We start from the raw sequence: 18,565 nt of genomic DNA, 5'->3' as shown, positions 1-18,565 counted from the left end.
GATACTGCTTTCAAACTCAGTCGAGGCGCATCGCGATGCCGCGCTCGGACATATAGTGTTTCGCTTCGCCGACGGAATAGGTGCCGAAGTGGAAGATCGATGCGGCGAGCACCGCATTGGCATGGCCGTCCTTCACGCCGGCCACGAGATCGTCGAGATCCCCGACGCCGCCGGACGCGATCACGGGAACACGCACGGAATCGGCAATCGCCCGCGTCAGCTCGAGGTCGTAGCCGATCTTCGTGCCGTCACGGTCCATGGAGGTGACGAGAAGTTCACCGGCGCCGCGGGCAACCATCTTCCGGGCAAACTCCACCGCGTCGATGCCGGTCGCGTTGCGGCCGCCGTGTGTATAGATTTCCCAGGCGCTGAGATTGTCGCCGCCGACCTGCTGCGTGCGCCGGCGCTTGGCATCGATCGACACGACGATGCACTGGTCGCCGAACTTGTCGGCCGCCTCAGCGACGAAATCCGGATTGTTGACCGCCGCCGAATTGATCGAGACCTTGTCGGCTCCGCAGAGCAGAAGCTTGCGGATATCGGCGATGGTGCGAACGCCGCCGCCGACGGTGAGCGGCATGAAGCACTGCTCGGCCGTGCGTGCCACGACGTCGAAGATCGTTTCGCGATTGTCCGAAGAGGCCGTGATGTCGAGGAAGCAGAGCTCGTCGGCTCCGGCCGCATCATAGGCCTTGGCCGCTTCGACAGGATCGCCGGCATCGACCAGATTGAGGAAATTGACACCCTTGACGACACGGCCGTCCTTGACGTCGAGGCAGGGGATCACGCGGGCTTTCAGGCTCATTCTGCACTCTCCTTCGCCCGCGCGGCCCGGATAAGCTCGAGCGCCTCCTCGGGATCGATCCGGCCATCATAGAGGGCACGGCCGGAGATCGCGCCTTCGAGCTTGCGGGCGTCCGGCTGCAGCATCCGCCTGATGTCGTCGATCGAGGCAAGGCCGCCCGAAGCGATGACCGGAATGGAAACGGCGTCCGCCAGTTCCAGCGTCGATGTCCAGTTGATACCGGTCAGGATGCCGTCGCGGTCGATGTCAGTATAGATGATCGCGGCGACGCCCGCGCCCTCGAATTTCTTCGCAAGCTCGATTATGCCGAGTTCGGACGCCTCCGCCCAGCCTTCGACGGCAACCTTGCCGCCCTTGGCGTCGATGCCGACGGCGACCCGGCCCGGAAACTTTTTGCAGGCCTCGATGACAAGCGCCGGATCACGCACGGCAACGGTGCCGAGGATGACGCGGCGCAGCCCGCGCGACAGCCAGCTCTCGATATGATCGAGCGTGCGGATGCCGCCGCCGAGCTGAACCGGGTTTTTCGTGGACTTCAGGATCGCCTCGACCGCATTGCCGTTGGCGGAATGTCCTGCAAAGGCGCCGTCGAGATCGACCACGTGCAGCCATTCGAAACCCTGCTCTTCAAAGGATTTCGCCTGGGCGGCCGGATCGGTGTTGTAGACCGTTGCCTGTTGCATGTCGCCGAGCTTCAGGCGCACGCATTGTCCGCCCTTCAGGTCGATCGCGGGAAAAAGGATCATTCGTCTCAGGTCCGTAGCGTCGTAGGCACTCTCAGTGCATTCCACGCATCTACGATATCCGAACGGAAAAAGACAGCGGCAATGGTGATTGCGGCAAAAAGCAGGACCAGCAGCAGACTGATGGTGAAGCCTACCCGCACCTGTCGCCAGAAGCCGGTGCTCTTTCGCACCGTCTTTTCGATATCGCGCGCCTGTCGCAACGCCGCGCTGTTGGTGGCGACGAGCTGGATCTGCGGTTCCATCGCCTCGACATAGGTTTCGGCGTAGCTCGACAGGATCTGCGAGGCGCGGTCGCGCAGCGTATTGCGCAGATCGGCGGAAAGGTAGTTGCTGGTAACGGCCGCGATTTCCGTCTCGTTGGGCGAGCGGCCGGCATTGCGCTTGCGGTAGCTGACGACGAAATCGCGTTTTTGGCGTTCATAAAGCGCATAGGCGAGCAGCCCGATCAGATCGTCCTCGCCTTCGATATAGAATTCGAGCACGGCTTCGGCGAGATCGCCCGAACTGACCTCGTCCGAACGCAGCCTCGAATTCTCCTTTCCCGGAAAGATGTCCTGCATCAGCCACCGAGCCTCTCTTTCAGAGCCTTCGCCGCATTGGCGAGCGCTTTGCGATGCAGAGCTTCGTCGACCTGGCGGATGATCGCGCCGCCGGGCAGCCGGATATCGACGAAGGGCGGCTGGCCCTCTCTGGCGGGCCGCACCCGGTAAAATATCTTGCCTGATTTCTGCGAAGCCGGCATCGCGCGCTCCTGTCTCCGCCCCTCACTTACAGGGGAAATAAGGCCCGTATTAAAAGCCAGCCCTTACGGCGCCCAGTGCAGGAAATTCGCGATCAGCGCCAGCCCGAGTTTCTGGCTTTTTTCCGGGTGGAACTGCGACCCGGCCATGTTGTCCCGGCCGACGAAGGCCGTCATCGGGCCGCCGTAGTCGGTTGTCGCGATCACATCGCCGGCGTTCTGGGCAGCGAGATGGTAGGAATGCACGAAATAGGCGTGCAGCCCGTCCGGCCCGGTTGGAATGCCTGCGAAGAGCGGATGCTCAACTTTCAGGTCGAGCGTGTTCCAGCCGATCTGCGGAATCTTCAGTTCCGGATCGGCGGGCGTCATCTCCACCACATCGCCCGGCACCCAGCCAAGACCCTGCGTCACCGTCTTTTCGAGACCGCGCGAAGACATGAGCTGCATGCCGACGCAAATGCCGAGGAAGGGGCGGGCTTTCTTCTCGACTGCTTCAATCAGCGCTTCCGTCATGCCGGGCACGGCGTCGAGCCCGCGCCGGCAGTCGGCATAGGCGCCGACGCCCGGCAGCACGATCCGGTCGGCGGCGGCGACGATGTCCGCCTTGTCCGTCAGGTTGATCTCGGCCTCGATGCCGGCTTCGCGGGCCGCGCGTTCGAAGGCCTTGGTGGCCGAGCGCAGGTTGCCAGAGCCGTAATCGATAATTGCGACGCGCATTATTTGCGTCCTCCGTCAAAACCGAAGAGACCGAGCGAAGTGGAATGGCCTTGCCGCGCCTGCGGGCCGGAGGCCTGATCCCATTCGGGCGCCTTCGTATCCGCGCCGGTCTCGATGTTGGAAAAATAGATCTCTTCCGCAAGGTCGATCGAGGCGGCGCCGATTGCGGTCTCCTCGCGCCAGCCGAGCGCGGCGAGATTGCGGATGCGGAAATTCTGTCCTTCGAACCCGACGAACAGATTGACCGCGAAGGCGAGCGCCATGCCTGCCGGCCCGAAACCCGGCTCTTCCGTCAATACGCCGCCGGCTGCCTGTAGTGCGAAGGCAATAATCGCATGAAGCCAGAGGCGATGGGCGAGCAGCCAGATCCACGGAAAGAGAAAGGCAAGCCAGGAGAAACCGTCGCGGATCGTGCGTGTATCCTCACGCTGACCGTCAGGCGGAACAAGAAAAACGTAGCTGGATGCCATCTGATGCTCCCCGCTGGGGCTCAGGCAAGCGTGCCCTTCGTCGAAGGAACACGGCCCGCCTGCCTCGGATCGATCTCTGTCGCTGTGCGCAGGACGCGGGCGACGGCCTTGAAGCATGTCTCTGCAATATGGTGGTTGTTGGCACCATAGTGGTTGAGAATATGCAGGGTGATCCCGGCATTCTGGGCAAGCGCCTGGAAGAATTCGCGCACCAGTTCCGTGTCGAAAGTGCCGATCTTCGGCGCGCTGAAGGAGACGTTCCAGACGAGGAAGGGACGGCCGGAGAGATCGACGGCGGCCTTGGTCATCGTCTCGTCCATGGCGAGATCGATCGAGGCGTAGCGGGTGATGCCGCGCCGGTCGCCGAGCGCCTTGGCGATCGCCTGGCCGATGGCGATGCCGGTATCCTCGACCGTGTGATGGTCGTCGATATGCAGATCGCCTTTGGACTCGATTTCCATGTCGATCAGCGAATGTCGCGACAGCTGGTCCAGCATATGGTCGAAGAAGCCGACGCCGGTCGAAATCGTCGACTTGCCGGTGCCGTCGAGATTGACGGAGACGGAAATGGACGTTTCATTGGTCTTGCGGGAAACGCTGCCCGTGCGGCTTGCGGTGGTCTCGGCCATATGGCTTTCTCCTTGAAATCAAGGTGTTCCTTATCAGGCGCATGCCGAAATATCCAGAAGCGCCGGGTCAGAAAAGCAAGGCCATTTGCAATCGCGCCAGGCCCTCTTACATAGGGTTCGACAGGGCCGGTGTTCGGCCCGCTGGAACCGCCCGCGCGTTAGGGCAACAGGTGCTTGATGACAACGATTATTACAGTTCGAAAAGGCGGCAAGGTCGTGGTGGCCGGTGATGGCCAGGTCAGTCTCGGCCAGACCGTCATGAAGGGCAATGCCCGCAAGGTTCGCCGCATCGGCAAGGGCGAAGTGATCGCCGGTTTCGCCGGTGCGACGGCCGATGCCTTCACCCTTCTGGAAAGGCTTGAAAAGAAACTGGAGCAATATCCCGGCCAGCTGATGCGCGCCGCCGTCGAGCTCGCCAAGGATTGGCGTACCGACCGTTATCTGCGCAATCTCGAGGCCATGATGCTGGTTGCCGACAAATCGGTGACGCTGGCGATCACCGGCAACGGTGACGTGCTGGAACCCGAACATGGCGTCGCGGCAATCGGCTCGGGCGGCAATTTCGCGCTCGCCGCCGCGCTTGCGCTGTCCGATACCGACAAGTCCGCCGAGGAGATTGCCCGCCGCGCGCTCGATATCGCAGCCGACATCTGTGTTTATACCAACCACAACGTCATCGTGGAAACGCTGGACGCGGAATGACGGACTACGTCTTCCGTCCCGTCATACCGGCCGACCTGCCGCTTCTCGCCGAATGGCTTGACAAGGCGCATGTCCGCCGCTGGTGGGGCGAGCCGGCCGACGCACTGGCTTCGATTGAGGAACATCTGCGCGATCCCCAGGTCGAACCCTATATGGTGATGCTGGACGGCGGGGATTTTGCCTATATTCAAATGGCGGATCTCGATGCGGAAGACGACGCCGCGCTGGACGGCCAGCCCGAAGGCACTTGCGGCATCGACCAGTTCATCGGCGTCGAAACGCTTCTGGGAAAAGGACACGGCCCGGCTTTCATGAGAGGTTTTTGCCGGCAGCTTTTCGAAAGGGGCAAGAGCCGCGTGCTGGTCGATCCGCATCCCGACAATATTTCCGCGATCAGGGCCTATGCCAAGGCGGGCTTTCAAAGACTTGGCGAAACAAATACAAACTACGGCCGGGCGCTTCTGATGGCCCTGGACCGCCAGGAGAATGATAGACAATGACCACTTTTTCTCCCCGCGAGATCGTCTCCGAGCTCGACCGCTACATTATCGGCCAGCATGAGGCCAAGCGCGCCGTGGCGATTGCGCTGCGCAACCGCTGGCGCCGCCAGCAGCTCGACCCGAGCCTGCGCGACGAAGTCATGCCGAAGAATATCCTGATGATCGGCCCGACTGGCGTCGGCAAGACGGAAATCTCCCGTCGCCTCGCCAAGCTCGCAGGCGCTCCCTTCATCAAGGTCGAAGCGACGAAATTCACCGAAGTCGGTTATGTCGGCCGCGACGTCGAGCAGATCATCCGCGATCTCGTCGAAGTCGGCATCGGCCTCGTGCGTGAAAAGAAGCGCGCCGAGGTTCAGGCCAAGGCCCATATGAGCGCCGAAGAACGCGTCCTCGATGCGCTGGTCGGCGCGACCGCTTCGCCTGCGACGCGCGAAAGCTTCCGCAAGAAGCTGCGCAACGGCGAACTCGACGACAAGGAAATCGATATCGAAGTGGCCGATACCGGCTCGGGCATGGGCGGCTTTGAAATTCCCGGCATGCCGGGCGCCAATATCGGCGTTCTGAATCTGTCGGAAATGTTCGGCAAGGCGATGGGCGGCCGCACCAAGAAGGTGCGCACCACCGTAAAGGCCTCCTACACAGACCTGATCCGCGACGAATCCGACAAGCTGATCGACAACGAAGTCATCCAGCGCGAAGCCGTCCGCTCGGTCGAGAACGACGGCATCGTCTTCCTCGACGAAATCGACAAGATCGCCGCCCGCGACGGCGGCGTCGGTGCCGGCGTATCCCGCGAAGGCGTCCAGCGCGATCTGCTGCCGCTCGTCGAAGGCACGACGGTCTCGACCAAATACGGTCCGGTAAAGACGGATCACATCCTCTTCATCGCCTCGGGCGCCTTCCATGTCGCCAAGCCTTCGGACCTGCTGCCGGAACTGCAGGGCCGCCTGCCGATCCGCGTCGAGCTGCGGCCGCTGAACAAGGAAGACTTCCGACGGATCCTGACGGAAACCGAGGCAAGCCTCATTCGCCAGTACAAGGCGCTGATGGAAACCGAAAGCCTGACCCTCGATTTCACCGACGACGCCATCGATGCGCTGGCCGACGTCGCCGTCCACCTCAACTCCTCCGTCGAGAATATCGGTGCGCGTCGTCTGCAGACGGTCATGGAGCGGGTACTGGACGACATTTCCTATAACGCGCCGGATCGCGCCGGCACGGATGTGAAGATCGATGCCGCCTACGTGCGCGAGCATGTCGGGGATCTGGCGCAGAATACCGACTTGTCGCGCTTCATCCTGTGATCGGGAAGCATCGCGGCCCGTCTTTGCGCGACGATGCCAAATCTTTGACGATCTGAACTCTCGACAGCGGGCCTTTTACTTTTTAGTGAAAGGCCCGCTTTGTTTTTTGTACCGGCTTTATTCGGACAAGATTCTGGTCCAGTCAGCCGCGACACGAAGACGACAGGGAAAGACGGGAAAGCAGATCGTGCGACGCCTTTTGACAAGCCTTGTGATTGCCATGACCATTGCGGGCTCGGTTCCTGCGCTCGCGGCACAAGTCGTTCCGCCCGGCAACCGTCATGCCGAGCAGCCGGATATTCCCGGTGCTTCGGTCCGTCGCACAAAGGGCACCAAGACGACCTTCGATCTCAAATATGAGAAGGTCTATGACCTCCTGTCGACCGACCATGAGCTTCTCGGCAAGATCAAGAAGGTCTCAAGCGCTTACGGCATCAATCCGATCCATGTGATCGGCGCAATCGTCGGCGAGCATACTTACAACGTCGACGCCTATGACCGCCTGCAGGCCTATTATGTGAAGGCCGCTTCCTATGCCGGTGAAAGCTTCCGTTTTGCCTATGATGGCGAGAGCGTCGACGATTTCGTCGATCGGCCGCAATTTGCCGCCTGCAGCGGCAAGAGCGATTCCTACACGCTCTGGACCTGCCGCGAAGATGTCTGGGAAAGCGATTTCCGCGGCAAGACCGTGGATGGCAAGAGCTTCCCGAACAACCGCTTCAGCGCCGTCTTCTTCCAGCCCTTCTATGCCGGTCAGACCTTCGGTCTCGGCCAGGTCAATCCGCTGACGGCGCTGATGCTGTCCGATCTGGTGTCGCGCGTTTCCGGTTATCCGAAGCTGAACGAGAAGAATGCCGGCTCGGTCTACAAGGCGATCATGGATCCCGATATTTCGCTCGCCTTCGTTGCCGCCTCGATCCGCAGGTCGATCGACGATTACAAGGAGATCGCCGGCATGGACATCTCCGGCAATCCGGGGCTGACGGCCACTCTTTATAATGTCGGCAATTCGCGCCAGCGCGCCGCAGCCCTTGCCGCCCGCAATCGTTCCTCCGGCACGACAGTCTGGCCGGAAGAGAACTATTACGGCTGGCTGGTCAACGACAAGCTGGACGAGCTCAAGGCCCTGCTCTAACCTTTAGGCCTGCCGGGAAGACGATATTTTCCCGGGAAAGGCTCTGCTGATGGACATGCGTCCGGACCCGTTCGTTCCGCCGGCACCGTTGCCGCGCACCGTGCCGCCGTCACGGCTCGAAGTCATCAGGACGGTTTTGCGCAATCCGTTGGAGCTGTGGGGCGAGCCTTCCTATACCTTGCCCTGGATCCGCACCAGTTTCTTCGGCCAGCGCACGCTGATCGTCAACGATCCCGGCCTGATCAAACATGTGCTGGTCGATAACGCCAACAATTACCGCATGTCCGACATTCGCCAGCTTGTGCTGCGTCCCATCCTGCGCGACGGACTTCTGACCGCGGAAGGCTCCGTATGGAAGCGATCGAGAAAAGCCGTCGCTCCTGTTTTCACGCCCCGCCACGCCAAGGGTTTTGCCAGCCAGATGCTGCGCCAGTCGGAGGACTACGCGCGCAAATATGCCGGTGCCGGCGAGGCCGGGACGGTTTTCGATATCAGCACCGACATGACGGAGCTGACCTTCGCCATCCTCGCGGACACTTTGTTTTCCGGTGAGATCGTCACATCGAGCGGTCACTTCGCCGACGATGTCAACGAACTGCTGCATCGCATGGGTCGCGTCGATCCGATGGATCTGCTGCGCGCCCCGTCCTGGGTTCCACGTGTGACACGCATCGGTGGCCAGAAGGTGCTGGAAAAATTCCGTGCCATCGTGCGCAACACTATGGATATGCGCCTTGCCCGGATGAAGGCCGACCGCAGCAGGGTGCCGAACGATTTCCTGACCCTCCTGCTGGAGCAGGCCGGTCCCGACGGTCTGACGAAGGAGGAGATCGAGGACAATATCCTCACCTTCATCGGTGCGGGTCATGAGACCACCGCCCGCGCGCTCGCCTGGACGCTCTACTGCGTAGCGAACAGCCCCCATATCCGCGAGGCGATGGAAGAGGAGATCGACAGGGTGCTCGCGTCAGGCGCAGAGCCGGTCGAATGGCTGGATCTGATGCCGCAAACCCGCGCCGCCTTCGAGGAGGCGCTCCGCCTTTATCCGCCAGCTCCATCGATCAATCGTGCTGCCATTGCAGATGATTCCTGGACCAGTCCCAAGGGCGAGCGTGTCGAAATCGAGGCCGGCGTCACCCTGCTCGTCATGCCCTGGACATTGCATCGCCATGAACTTTATTGGGACCGGCCGCGCGCCTATATGCCGGAGCGCTTCCTGCCGGAGAACCGTGCTTCCATCGGCCGCTTCCAGTTCCTGCCTTTCGGGGCCGGTCCGCGCGTCTGCATCGGCGCCACTTTCGCGCTTCAGGAGGCGGTGATCGCGCTGGCCGTACTGATGCAGAAATATCGTTTCGATTCGACCAACCAGACCAATCCCTGGCCGGTGCAGAAGCTGACGACACAGCCGCAGGGCGGCCTTCCGATGCGCGTGACACGCCGAACTGTTTCCAAGCCTGCATAAATCTTTCGAATTGTTGCTGAATTGACTGTGAGTGAAAGCCGGGCAAAGTGGCAGCATGAAAAAAGCTGCCACTGCAAGGGAGACACCGCATGAGCCGCATTGAAAAGAATGGTCTCTTCATCGAAGCCGTCCTTCATGATTTCCTCGTGAAAGAGGCGCTGCCGGGCCTTGCAATCGATGCGGACAAGTTCTTCGCCGATTTTGCGGCGATCGTGCGCGATCTGGCGCCGAAGAACCGTGCGCTGCTGTCGAAGCGCGATCAGCTGCAGGCAAAGATCGACGACTGGTACCGCCAGAATGGCGCGCCCACCGATATGGACGCCTACCAGTCCTTCCTGAAGGAGATCGGATATCTCTTGCTGGAAGGCCCCGAGTTCCGGGTTTCGACCGAAAACGTCGATGCCGAAATTGCCTCGATCGCCGGCCCGCAGCTTGTCGTTCCCGTCATGAACGCCCGCTATGCGTTGAACGCCGCCAATGCCCGCTGGGGCTCGCTCTACGATGCGCTCTACGGCACTGACGCGATTCCGGAGACGGATGGCGCGGAGAAGGGCAGGGGCTATAATCCGAAGCGCGGCGAAAAGGTCATTGCCTGGGTGCGCGATTTCCTCGATTCCGCCGCCCCCCTCGACACCGGTTCCTGGAAGAATGTCGGCTCCTTCGCCGTCAAGGACGGTGCGCTCGCGATCGCCACTGTCGATGGCAAGGCCGTGAGGCTGAAGGATGCCGGACACTTTGCCGGCTATCGTGGCGATGGCAATGCGCCGACCCATATTCTCCTGAAGAACAACGGCATTCACATCGAGATCGTGCTCGACGCCTCGACGCCGATCGCCAAGAGCGACCCAGCCCATATTTCTGACGTCTGGCTGGAATCGGCCATCACCACGATCATGGACTGCGAGGATTCCGTCGCCGCCGTCGATGCCGAGGACAAGGTCGTCGTCTACCGCAACTGGCTGGGCCTCATGAAGGGCGACCTGCAGGAGGAAGTGAGCAAGGCCGGCTCCACCTTCATCCGCAAGCTCAATCCCGATATCGCTTATACGGCACCGGGCGGCCAGACTTTCGAGCTGCACCGTCGCTCCCTGATGCTGGTGCGCAATGTCGGCCACCTCATGACCAATCCGGCGATCGTCGATCGCGACGGCAACGAGGTGCCCGAGGGTATCATGGATGCGATGATCACGGGCCTGATCGCGCTCTACGATGTCGGCCCGTCGGGGCGCCGGAAGAACTCGCGCACGGGCTCCATGTATGTCGTCAAACCGAAGATGCATGGTCCCGAAGAAGTCGCCTTCGCCGTGGAGATCTTCTCGCGCGTCGAGGATGCACTCGGCATGGCGCGCAACACCATGAAGATGGGCATCATGGACGAGGAACGCCGCACGACCGTCAACCTCAAGGAATGCATCCGCGCAGCGCGCGAGCGCGTCGTCTTCATCAATACCGGCTTCCTCGATCGCACCGGCGATGAAATCCATACCTCGATGGAAGCCGGCCCGATGATCCGCAAGGGCGACATGAAGCAGGCCGACTGGATCGGCGCCTATGAAAACTGGAATGTCGATATCGGCCTGGAATGCGGCCTGTCCGGCCATGCCCAGATCGGCAAGGGCATGTGGGCGATGCCCGATCTGATGGCCGCCATGCTGGAGCAGAAGATTGCTCATCCGAAGGCCGGCGCCAACACCGCCTGGGTGCCGTCGCCGACAGCCGCCACCCTGCATGCCACGCATTATCACCAGGTCAATGTCGCCACGGTGCAGGCCGGCCTGAAGGATCGCGCCCGCGCCAGGCTCTCCGATATTCTCTCGGTGCCCGTTGCCGTGCGTCCGAACTGGACGGCGGAAGAAATCCAGCGCGAACTCGACAACAATGCCCAGGGCATTCTCGGTTATGTCGTGCGTTGGGTCGATCAGGGCATCGGCTGCTCCAAGGTGCCTGACATCAACAATGTCGGCCTCATGGAAGACCGCGCGACGCTGCGCATTTCCGCCCAGCACATGGCGAACTGGCTGCACCACAAGATCGTCACGAAGGAGCAGATCGTCGAAACGATGAAGCGCATGGCCGCTGTCGTCGACCAGCAGAACGCCGGCGATCCGGCCTACGTCCGGATGGCTGGAAATTTCGATGATTCGATCGCTTTCCAGGCAGCGCTCGACCTGGTCCTGAAGGGCAGGGAACAGCCGAACGGCTATACCGAGCCGGTCCTGCATCGCCGCCGCATCGAGCTCAAGGCAAAGCAGAGCGCCTGATCCTGCCGGATGCAAAAAAGGCCGCCGGACCCGAAAGTCCGGCGGCCTTTTTTATACCGAATTCAGCCTGTACCTACTGGATAACGATGACCTTGGAGGTGGTCTTGCCCGGGCGGACGCGGTTATAGAGATCGATGACGTCCTGGTTCATCAGGCGGATGCAGCCGGAGGAAGCGGCGGTGCCGATCGAGGCCCATTCCGGAGTGCCATGCAGGCGGAAGAGCGTGTCCTGGCCCTGCTCGTTGAAGAGATACATGGCGCGTGCGCCGAGCGGATTGGTGAGGCCGGGACCCATGCCGTCTTCGACATACTTGGCGATCTCAGGACGGCGGGCAGCCATTTCCTTCGGCGGATGCCAGTTCGGCCATTCCTGCTTCCAGGCGACATAGGCCGTGCCGGACCATGCGAAGCCCTGCTTGCCGACGCCGATGCCGTAACGGACGGCCTTGCCGCCGGGCAGGATGTAATAAAGGTGACGCTCGCGCGTGTTGACGATGATCGTGCCGGGGCGTTCGTCGCTCTGGTAGCTGACGATCTGGCGGCGGAACTCCGGCTTGACGCGGTCGATCGGGATTGCCGGCAGGGAGTATCCGGCATCCGAGGTTACGCCATAGGCGTCGTTGAAGATTTGTGCCGTCTGGACGGTCGGACCTGCGCCCTTGTCGTTGACGGACGCGGTTTCGGACGTCGTGGAGCAGCCGGCCAGTGCCAGGGTCGCCAGCAGGCCAAATACAGGGAATGCATTGCGGATGCGCATGGATGACTCGTGAAGGGTGTTGGGGCAAGAAGGGACAGTCTTTCGACCATCGTTACTTATGGTTTATTTTCGATTAACTTTGCCTTTGCAAGGCTGCTGCGGTGCGACAAAATCCATCTGCGCCGCAAATTAAAAGCGCATGGCTTTTTTGCAACAACGGCCAACCCCACTTGATGGTTATCCATGACGATTTTGAGCGTTTATAATAACAATCCGTTAATCGATGGCCGGCAATCGGACAGGGCCATGATGGTGCGTCGTGGCATGCAGATCCTGCTTCACGACATGCGTCATGCGGTGTTGCCGGAACTGCCGCTGGCAAGCGGCCGCCGGGCCGACCTGATTACGATCTCTGAAAAGGGAGAGGTCTGGATCATCGAGATCAAGACGTCGATCGAGGACTTCAAGGTCGATCGCAAATGGCCGGACTACCGCCTGCACTGCGACCGGCTGTTCTTCGCGACGCACAAGGATGTGCCGCTCGATATCTTCCCGCAGGAATGCGGCCTTTTTCTATCGGATGGTTACGGGGCGCATATGCTGCGTGAAGCGCCGGAACACCGCCTGCCGCCAGCGACCCGCAAGGCGGTGACGCTCAACTTCTCGCGTACGGCCGCGCAGCGGCTGATGATGGCCGAATGGGCAAACGGAAAGCCATTCAACGTCGACGACGTGTAGTTATTTCGGTGCGCGTTTGGCGAGGATGCGCTGCAGCGTGCGGCGATGCATGTTGAGCCGGCGCGCGGTTTCCGAGACGTTGCGCTCGCACATTTCGTAAACGCGCTGGATATGTTCCCAGCGCACGCGGTCGGCCGACATGGGGTTTTCCGGCAGTTCGGCCTTTTCCCCCGGCCGCTGCGTCAGCGCGGCAAACACATCGTCGGCATCGGCAGGTTTCGCCAGGTAGTCCACAGCCCCAAGCTTCACCGCCGTCACGGCGGTGGCGATATTTCCGTAGCCGGTCAGCACGATGATTCGCGTGTCGTCGCGCCGCTGGCGGATCGCCTCGATAACGTCCAGGCCGTTGCCGTCGCCGAGCCTCAGATCGACCACGGCATATTTCGGCGGCCGGCCCTTGGACTTTGCCACGCCCTCCGCCACCGATTCGGCCGTTTCCACATGAAAGCCGCGTGCCTCCATGGCGCGTGCCAGGCGCCGCAGGAAGGGGCCGTCGTCATCGACGATCAGCAGGCTCGGGTCAGGCCCGATATGCTCCGCATTGGAGCCGGCGGAAATCTCGTGGTTCTGGTCTGTCATCGCTACGGTCCCGGCGGTTGAATGTCCGAAATGCGTCAACCGCTCTATCCTGTTTATGCCCACAAAGTCATTTTGTCGAATTTGCGTCGATCAATACGCGCGGCCATTCGATTCGAATGCGAGCGCCGGCGTTTTCCGGATCGCGGTTTTCGAAAACCAAGGATGCGCCGGAGCGTTCCAGCAGCGTCTTGGCGATGAAAAGCCCCAATCCCAGGCCTCCGGCCGTATCCTCCTTCTGCCGTTTGGTGACATAGGGTTCGCCGATCCGCGTCAGAATGTCGGGTGCATAACCATTGCCGTCGTCTTCGATGACGATGAGCACCTTTTCGTGATCGTGCTCGACCGTGACCGTCACCTTCTCGCGCGCGTAGTCGATGGCGTTCTCGATCAGATTGCCGAGCCCGTACATGATGCCGGCATTGCGGTCGGTAACAGGCTCGCCCTTGCGCGGGCTCTTTTCCACCAGTTCCAGATTGATGCCGAATTCGCGATGCGGTGCGACGATTTCCTCCATCATCGAGGAGAGAGGCAGCCGTCGCATATGCGCCTCGCCCTCCGCGGAGAGTGTCGTCAGCCGGCGAAGGATGTCGCGGCAGCGCTCGCTCTGGCTGCGCAGAAGCTGGACGTCCTCGCGGAACCGGTCGTCGTCCTTGAGTTCGCGCTCCATTTCCTTGGCAACGACGCTGATCGTGGCAAGCGGCGTGCCGAGTTCATGGGCTGCAGCGGCCGCCAGCCCGTCGAGCTGGGAAAGATGTTTCTCCCGCTGCAGCACCAGCTCCGTCGCCGCCAGCGCGTCGGCAAGCTGGCTCGCTTCCATCGACACCCGGTAGGCATAGAAGGCGGCAAAGGCCATGGTGGAAGCGATCGAACACCAGACGCCGAACTGCATGACATTGTGCACGTTGATCTCCATCCCGTCGAACCAGGGAAGCGGAAAGGGCGAGAAGGCGAGCACGGTAATGCAGACCATCGCAAAGCCGATCAGTGCCGTGCTGTAGCGGATCGGCTGTGATGCGAAGGAAATGATGACGGGAACGCAGACCAGTGCCGCAAAGGGATTGGCAAGACCGCCGGTAATGAAAAGCAGCGCACAAAGCTGCAGAAGGTCGAAACCCAGGAGCGCGAAAGCGGCAGGCGGCTCAAGCCGGTGGGTCGGCGGATAGCGGATCGTCAGATAGAAATTCACCCAGGCAAGGGCCGCAATCAACGAGCAGCTCGCCACCAGCGGCAGGGGAAATTTCAAAAGAAAGGCGACAATAAAGACCGTCACCGCCTGGCCGATGACGGCCAGCCATCGCAAGCGCACCAAAGTCTGCAAGCGCAACCGGCGGCTGCTCAGTCTGTCTTCCTGCGTCTGGATTTCAACCTTCTCGATCACGCCATACTCCTACAGCATCGGCCCGAAAATCGGAATCGATTTTCGGCAAGGCTGATACGCAGATTCAAAGGGGTTCGGGCATCCCTGTGCGTCCGGATCGACGCATCACGCTCCGGGCCGGTGGATCATGTACCACGCGGCTTTGCCCGTGTCGTCGGCGCCGCTTCGTCGGGTTTTTCCGGCCAGGGATGTCTCGGATAGCGCCCCCGCATGTCCGCCCGCACATCCTTCCACGAACCTGCCCAGAAACCCGGCAGGTCGCGGGTCGTCTGGATCGGCCTGTGGGCCGGCGAGGTAAGTTCCAGCAGCAGGGGCAATCGCCCGCCGGCGACCGCCGGGTGGTGCTTGAGGCCGAAGAGCTCTTGTACCCGGATCGTCAGCGTCGGCTCCTCGCCATCATACTGGATCGCATGACGCTGCCCCGTCGGCGCCTCGAAATGTGTCGGTGCAAGCCGTGCGAGATCGCGCTGCAGATCGTGCGGCACGAGTGCCATCAACCCGTTGGAAAGGCCGGAAGCGGAAATATCCGAAAGCCCTCGCGCATCCGTCTGGAACGGAATGAACCAGTCTTCCATGCGGCCGAGCAGTGCTTCGTCGCTCATATCGGGCCATGGCTCGCCGATCGTCCGATGCAGGAAGCCGATTCGCTCGCGAAGCTGTAGAGCCTCCTTGGAAAAGGGAAGCGGATCGAGCCCCAGTTCCTGCAATCCTTGCGCCAGCGCCCGCACCACGGCCTCGCCCGATGGGCGCGGAAGCGGCGCTTCCTCGAAAACGATCGCACCGAGTCTTGTGGCCCGGCGTGCCCGCACCTGCCGGCTCTGCCTGTCGAAAAAGGTCTGGTCGTCCGTCCGGATTTCGCCCGGCAGTTCGGCCTCGATGTCGGCACGGGAGATTTCCGCTGCCGCCAGAATTCTCCCCTGCGCGGCCCGACCTGTCAGATCGGCAATCACGAGCATCTGGCTGCCGGCCAGCCGCTCGGTTTCCGCAAGCTCGGCACCCCGGCCGTTCGCCATGACATACCGCCCGCGCGCGCCGCGCTGGAGGGCGATGCGATCCGGGAATGCATGCAGCAGAAGCCTTCCTGCGAGCGCGGGTTCGGTACTCGAAACCCTGTCGAGGCCTTCGGAGAGCCTTCCCGCCAGCCGCCTGGAAGCCTCGGCCCTTTCGCCTCTTTCACCTTTGAACCGGCGCAGCCGCTCTTCCAGATCGATACCGGTGCCGCCGAGCCCCTGCTCGGTCAGCAGCACGGATATCAGTGCCGCATCCCTGGCATGTCCCGATTCGCCGGCCGAAACCACCATCCCAGCGAGCCGTGGCGGCAGGGCGAGGTCGCGCATCAGCTTTCCCCGCGCCGTCAGCGCACCGTCCTTGTCCAGCGCCCCGAGTTGCGCCAGCAGCGCGCGTGCTTCCCTGATCGTCGTCTCCGGGGGCTGGTCGACAAAGGCGAGCGATTTCGCATCCTGAACGCCCCAGTGGGCAAGATCGAGCACGAGGCCGGAAAGATCGCTCGAAAGAATCTGTGGCGGCGTGAAGGCCGGAAGTGCCGCCGTCTGCCCCGGGTGCCAGAGACGGATGGCGATGCCAGGCTCTGTTCGTCCCGCGCGGCCGGCGCGCTGGTCGGCAGAAGCGCGCGAGACGCGCACGGTTTCCAGCCGCGTGATGCCCGTCGATGCCTCGAAGACCGGCAGTCGCTGCAGCCCGCTGTCGATCACGATCCGCACGCCGTCGATGGTGATCGAGGTTTCGGCAATCGAGGTCGCCAGCACGATTTTGCGTGTGCCGGCTGCCGCGGGGCGGATCGCCGCATCCTGCTCCTTCTGGCTGAGATTGCCGTAGAGCGGCGCGATCAGCGTCTCGGTTCCGAACCGCCCTTCGAGCCGCTCTGCCGTCCGGGTGATCTCCGCCTGACCAGGAAGGAAGGCGAGGATCGAGCCGGATTCGCCGGCGTGTGAATCGACGATGGCCCGCACCATCGCATCTTCGATCCGCTCGCCACCGGGCCGGTCCTGATAGCGGATATCGATCGGAAAGCTGCGTCCCATGCTTTCGATAACAGGCGGGTGGTCAAGCAGCGCGGCGACCCGCTCCACATCAAGGGTTGCCGACATCACAAGGATACGCAGGTCATCGCGAAGCGCCGATTGAACGTCGAGCGCCAGGGCAAGGCCGAAATCGGCATCCAGCGACCGCTCGTGGAATTCGTCGAAGATCACGGTGGAGACGCCGGAGAGTTCGGGATCATCAAGGATCATACGGGCAAAGACGCCCTCGGTGACGACCTCGATCCGCGTCTTGGCCGATATCCTGTTGTCCAGGCGCATGCGGTAGCCGACCGTTTCGCCCACCTGCTCCCCAAGCAGGGACGCCATGCGGCTTGCCGCGGCGCGCGCCGCCAGCCGGCGGGGCTCCAGCAGGATGATCTTCCCCTCGCCGCGCCAGGCCTCGCCAAGCAGATGAAGCGGCACGAGCGTCGTCTTGCCGGCACCCGGAGGGGCCGAAAGCACGGCGCGCTTTTGCTTGCCCAGCGCTGCGCCGATATCGGACAGCACATGCGAAACCGGAAGCTCCGGCAAAGAAGGCATGGTTTTCACTTTCGGCCTGTGACCATTTCATAGGCAAGGATGGCAGCGGCCAGGTCCTCGAGCGCTGCGCCGACGGACTTGAAGAGGGTCATCTCTTGCGCATCTTTGCGCCCGTCGCAGGCACCGGATACCAGTTCCGCCAACTCGCCGCGTATGTCGCTCTCTTTCAGCAGGCCGCTCTTCAGGGGTTGAACGATGTCGCCGCCTTCGCTCAGCGCGCCGGCCCTCGTGTCGACATAGACGGCGCAGCGCAGCACGGCCGCATCGTCGCTCTCGCGCATGCCGGGCTTAAAGGCGCCGACGAGGTCGAGATGGGCGCCCGGCTTTAGCCATTCGCCGCGAACAAGCGGCTCGCTGGAAAGCGTCGCGCAGGAAATGATGTCGGCAGTTCTTGCCGCCGCTTCGATATCGCGCACCGGTTCGGCCGGCAGGCCGAGTGCCCGGGCCTCCGCCGCCGCTCTCGCCGCCGCTTCGCTATTGCGTCCCCAGATGCGGAAGCGCCGGATCGGCCTGACGATCCCGTGCGCCTGCATGAGGTTGAGTGAAAGCCGCCCGGTACCGCAGACCAGCATTTCCTCTGCGTCCGGCCGGGAAAGGTAGCGCGATGCAAGGGCCGAGGTCGCCGCCGTCCGCCGCGCCGTCAATTCTCCGCCCTCGATGACGGCCAGCATCTGTCCGGTCGCCGCAGAAGAAAGCAGATAGGTCCCGAAGATCGCAGGCAGGCTGCGGCGGACATTCCCCGGAAACACGGAAACCGTCTTGATGCCCGCATATCGCCCGGGAAGCCAGGCCGGCATCAGCAGCAGGGTGGCGTTCTCCTCTCCCGGAACCTCCATATCGTGATGGTGGCGCACAGGCATGACGCAGCCGCTTCGAAACATCGCCTCGATCGCATCGATAAGCTGCGCCCAAGGCAGCGCCGACCGGGTCTGATCTTCATCGAGGACAAGCATTCCGAACTCTCCAGAGGCATGGATATATGCATGTCAAACTACCGATTGGGACGGTCGAGGCAAGCGCTCTGGAAATTGCCCCCGTGGCCGCCCATATAAAGAAAACATCTGAAGCCGACGTCGCATGGCCGGAATCGATCTAAATCGGTCCGAGACGGGGTGATTTTG

The 18,565-nt window shown here is 62.0% G+C and carries 19 protein-coding genes; 7 read left to right on the top strand and 12 right to left on the bottom strand.

Annotated features, from left to right (window positions below; genetic code table 11):
• Window positions 1–16: 16 nt before the first annotated feature.
• The 7 genes from hisF to hisB all read right to left on the bottom strand — a co-directional run bounded on the left by hisF (window position 17) and on the right by hisB (window position 4,106).
• Window positions 17–805, bottom strand: coding sequence for an imidazole glycerol phosphate synthase subunit HisF (hisF, locus tag ACU8HS_RS09070; RefSeq protein ID WP_112702785.1), 789 nt, complete (start codon window positions 803–805; stop codon window positions 17–19).
• Window positions 802–1,551, bottom strand: coding sequence for a 1-(5-phosphoribosyl)-5-[(5-phosphoribosylamino)methylideneamino]imidazole-4-carboxamide isomerase (hisA, locus tag ACU8HS_RS09065; RefSeq protein WP_112562648.1), 750 nt, complete (start codon window positions 1,549–1,551; stop codon window positions 802–804). The genes hisF and hisA overlap by 4 nt, the downstream gene beginning before the upstream one ends.
• Window positions 1,552–1,556: 5 nt before the next feature.
• Entirely contained in the window at window positions 1,557–2,111 is a 555-nt protein-coding gene (locus ACU8HS_RS09060; RefSeq protein WP_112562650.1) for a hypothetical protein, read from the bottom strand.
• Window positions 2,111–2,293, bottom strand: a complete 183-nt coding sequence (locus tag ACU8HS_RS09055) for a hypothetical protein (protein ID WP_112702786.1) — start codon at window positions 2,291–2,293, stop codon at window positions 2,111–2,113. Before ACU8HS_RS09055 ends, ACU8HS_RS09060 begins: the two co-directional genes overlap by 1 nt.
• Before the next feature lie 63 nt (window positions 2,294–2,356).
• Window positions 2,357–3,007, bottom strand: a complete 651-nt coding sequence (gene hisH / locus ACU8HS_RS09050) for an imidazole glycerol phosphate synthase subunit HisH (protein WP_112562654.1) — start codon at window positions 3,005–3,007, stop codon at window positions 2,357–2,359.
• Entirely contained in the window at window positions 3,007–3,477 is a 471-nt protein-coding gene (locus ACU8HS_RS09045; RefSeq protein WP_112755914.1) for a DUF2628 domain-containing protein, read from the bottom strand. Before ACU8HS_RS09045 ends, hisH begins: the two co-directional genes overlap by 1 nt.
• Window positions 3,478–3,497: 20 nt before the next feature.
• The gene (hisB, locus tag ACU8HS_RS09040) at window positions 3,498–4,106 is read right to left on the bottom strand and encodes an imidazoleglycerol-phosphate dehydratase HisB (RefSeq protein ID WP_113413149.1); all 609 of its coding nucleotides are present in this window, start codon (window positions 4,104–4,106) and stop codon (window positions 3,498–3,500) included.
• A gap of 177 nt (window positions 4,107–4,283) precedes the next feature.
• On the opposite strand from hisB, the gene hslV reads away from it, so the two are divergent.
• From hslV to ACU8HS_RS09010, 6 genes are all read left to right on the top strand, one after another.
• Window positions 4,284–4,808 (top strand): ATP-dependent protease subunit HslV, encoded by a 525-nt coding sequence (gene hslV, locus ACU8HS_RS09035; protein WP_112562661.1) that lies wholly within the window; start codon window positions 4,284–4,286, stop codon window positions 4,806–4,808.
• Entirely contained in the window at window positions 4,805–5,308 is a 504-nt protein-coding gene (locus tag ACU8HS_RS09030) for a GNAT family N-acetyltransferase (protein ID WP_447015783.1), read from the top strand. Before hslV ends, ACU8HS_RS09030 begins: the two co-directional genes overlap by 4 nt.
• The gene (hslU, locus tag ACU8HS_RS09025) at window positions 5,305–6,612 is read left to right on the top strand and encodes an ATP-dependent protease ATPase subunit HslU (protein ID WP_112562665.1); all 1,308 of its coding nucleotides are present in this window, start codon (window positions 5,305–5,307) and stop codon (window positions 6,610–6,612) included. The genes ACU8HS_RS09030 and hslU overlap by 4 nt, the downstream gene beginning before the upstream one ends.
• Before the next feature lie 187 nt (window positions 6,613–6,799).
• Window positions 6,800–7,747: a DUF1402 family protein gene (locus ACU8HS_RS09020; RefSeq protein ID WP_447015782.1), complete on the top strand. Its 948-nt coding sequence runs from the start codon at window positions 6,800–6,802 to the stop codon at window positions 7,745–7,747.
• Between the two features lie 49 nt (window positions 7,748–7,796).
• Complete coding sequence (locus ACU8HS_RS09015; protein WP_447015781.1) at window positions 7,797–9,209, top strand: cytochrome P450; 1,413 nt, start codon at window positions 7,797–7,799, stop codon at window positions 9,207–9,209.
• An 89-nt stretch (window positions 9,210–9,298) separates the two neighbouring features.
• The gene (locus tag ACU8HS_RS09010) at window positions 9,299–11,470 is read left to right on the top strand and encodes a malate synthase G (RefSeq protein WP_447015780.1); all 2,172 of its coding nucleotides are present in this window, start codon (window positions 9,299–9,301) and stop codon (window positions 11,468–11,470) included.
• Window positions 11,471–11,543: 73 nt separating this feature from the next.
• Here ACU8HS_RS09010 and ACU8HS_RS09005 read toward each other — a convergent pair whose 3' ends face one another.
• The gene (locus ACU8HS_RS09005) at window positions 11,544–12,227 is read right to left on the bottom strand and encodes a L,D-transpeptidase (RefSeq protein WP_112562672.1); all 684 of its coding nucleotides are present in this window, start codon (window positions 12,225–12,227) and stop codon (window positions 11,544–11,546) included.
• A 183-nt stretch (window positions 12,228–12,410) separates the two neighbouring features.
• Here ACU8HS_RS09005 and ACU8HS_RS09000 point away from each other — a divergent pair, with 183 nt between their 5' ends.
• Window positions 12,411–12,905, top strand: coding sequence for an MmcB family DNA repair protein (locus ACU8HS_RS09000; protein ID WP_112562673.1), 495 nt, complete (start codon window positions 12,411–12,413; stop codon window positions 12,903–12,905).
• Here the strand turns inward: ACU8HS_RS09000 and ACU8HS_RS08995 are convergent, their stop codons facing one another.
• The 4 genes from ACU8HS_RS08995 to ACU8HS_RS08980 form a co-directional block, all read right to left on the bottom strand.
• Entirely contained in the window at window positions 12,906–13,484 is a 579-nt protein-coding gene (locus tag ACU8HS_RS08995; protein WP_112562675.1) for an ActR/PrrA/RegA family redox response regulator transcription factor, read from the bottom strand. It abuts the gene before it with no gap.
• A 67-nt stretch (window positions 13,485–13,551) separates the two neighbouring features.
• Window positions 13,552–14,862 carry an ActS/PrrB/RegB family redox-sensitive histidine kinase gene (locus tag ACU8HS_RS08990; RefSeq protein WP_112562676.1) on the bottom strand — a complete coding sequence of 437 codons (1,311 nt, stop codon included), beginning with the start codon at window positions 14,860–14,862 and terminating at the stop codon, window positions 13,552–13,554.
• A gap of 125 nt (window positions 14,863–14,987) precedes the next feature.
• Window positions 14,988–17,444 (bottom strand): ATP-dependent helicase HrpB, encoded by a 2,457-nt coding sequence (hrpB, locus tag ACU8HS_RS08985; protein WP_447015779.1) that lies wholly within the window; start codon window positions 17,442–17,444, stop codon window positions 14,988–14,990.
• Window positions 17,445–17,449: 5 nt separating this feature from the next.
• Window positions 17,450–18,397: an ornithine cyclodeaminase family protein gene (locus ACU8HS_RS08980; RefSeq protein WP_447015778.1), complete on the bottom strand. Its 948-nt coding sequence runs from the start codon at window positions 18,395–18,397 to the stop codon at window positions 17,450–17,452.
• Between the last annotated feature and the right edge of the window lie 168 nt (window positions 18,398–18,565).

Source organism: Rhizobium sp. KDH_Rht_773_N (assembly GCF_052946295.1).
This window is presented reverse-complemented; position numbering and strand designations above follow the sequence as displayed.

Bases quoted from the DNA above. Each gene is read 5' to 3' on its own strand.
- hisF (WP_112702785.1), bottom strand. From the start codon at position 805: ATGAGCCTGAAAGCCCGCGTGATCCCCTGCCTCGACGTCAAGGACGGC.
- hisA (WP_112562648.1), bottom strand. From the start codon at position 1,551: ATGATCCTTTTTCCCGCGATCGACCTGAAGGGCGGACAATGCGTGCGC.
- ACU8HS_RS09060 (WP_112562650.1), bottom strand. From the start codon at position 2,111: ATGCAGGACATCTTTCCGGGAAAGGAGAATTCGAGGCTGCGTTCGGAC.
- ACU8HS_RS09055 (WP_112702786.1), bottom strand. From the start codon at position 2,293: ATGCCGGCTTCGCAGAAATCAGGCAAGATATTTTACCGGGTGCGGCCC.
- hisH (WP_112562654.1), bottom strand. From the start codon at position 3,007: ATGCGCGTCGCAATTATCGATTACGGCTCTGGCAACCTGCGCTCGGCC.
- ACU8HS_RS09045 (WP_112755914.1), bottom strand. From the start codon at position 3,477: ATGGCATCCAGCTACGTTTTTCTTGTTCCGCCTGACGGTCAGCGTGAG.
- hisB (WP_113413149.1), bottom strand. From the start codon at position 4,106: ATGGCCGAGACCACCGCAAGCCGCACGGGCAGCGTTTCCCGCAAGACC.
- hslV (WP_112562661.1), top strand. From the start codon at position 4,284: ATGACAACGATTATTACAGTTCGAAAAGGCGGCAAGGTCGTGGTGGCC.
- ACU8HS_RS09030 (WP_447015783.1), top strand. From the start codon at position 4,805: ATGACGGACTACGTCTTCCGTCCCGTCATACCGGCCGACCTGCCGCTT.
- hslU (WP_112562665.1), top strand. From the start codon at position 5,305: ATGACCACTTTTTCTCCCCGCGAGATCGTCTCCGAGCTCGACCGCTAC.
- ACU8HS_RS09015 (WP_447015781.1), top strand. From the start codon at position 7,797: ATGGACATGCGTCCGGACCCGTTCGTTCCGCCGGCACCGTTGCCGCGC.
- ACU8HS_RS09010 (WP_447015780.1), top strand. From the start codon at position 9,299: ATGAGCCGCATTGAAAAGAATGGTCTCTTCATCGAAGCCGTCCTTCAT.
- ACU8HS_RS09005 (WP_112562672.1), bottom strand. From the start codon at position 12,227: ATGCGCATCCGCAATGCATTCCCTGTATTTGGCCTGCTGGCGACCCTG.
- ACU8HS_RS09000 (WP_112562673.1), top strand. From the start codon at position 12,411: ATGACGATTTTGAGCGTTTATAATAACAATCCGTTAATCGATGGCCGG.
- ACU8HS_RS08995 (WP_112562675.1), bottom strand. From the start codon at position 13,484: ATGACAGACCAGAACCACGAGATTTCCGCCGGCTCCAATGCGGAGCAT.
- hrpB (WP_447015779.1), bottom strand. From the start codon at position 17,444: ATGCCTTCTTTGCCGGAGCTTCCGGTTTCGCATGTGCTGTCCGATATC.
- ACU8HS_RS08980 (WP_447015778.1), bottom strand. From the start codon at position 18,397: ATGCTTGTCCTCGATGAAGATCAGACCCGGTCGGCGCTGCCTTGGGCG.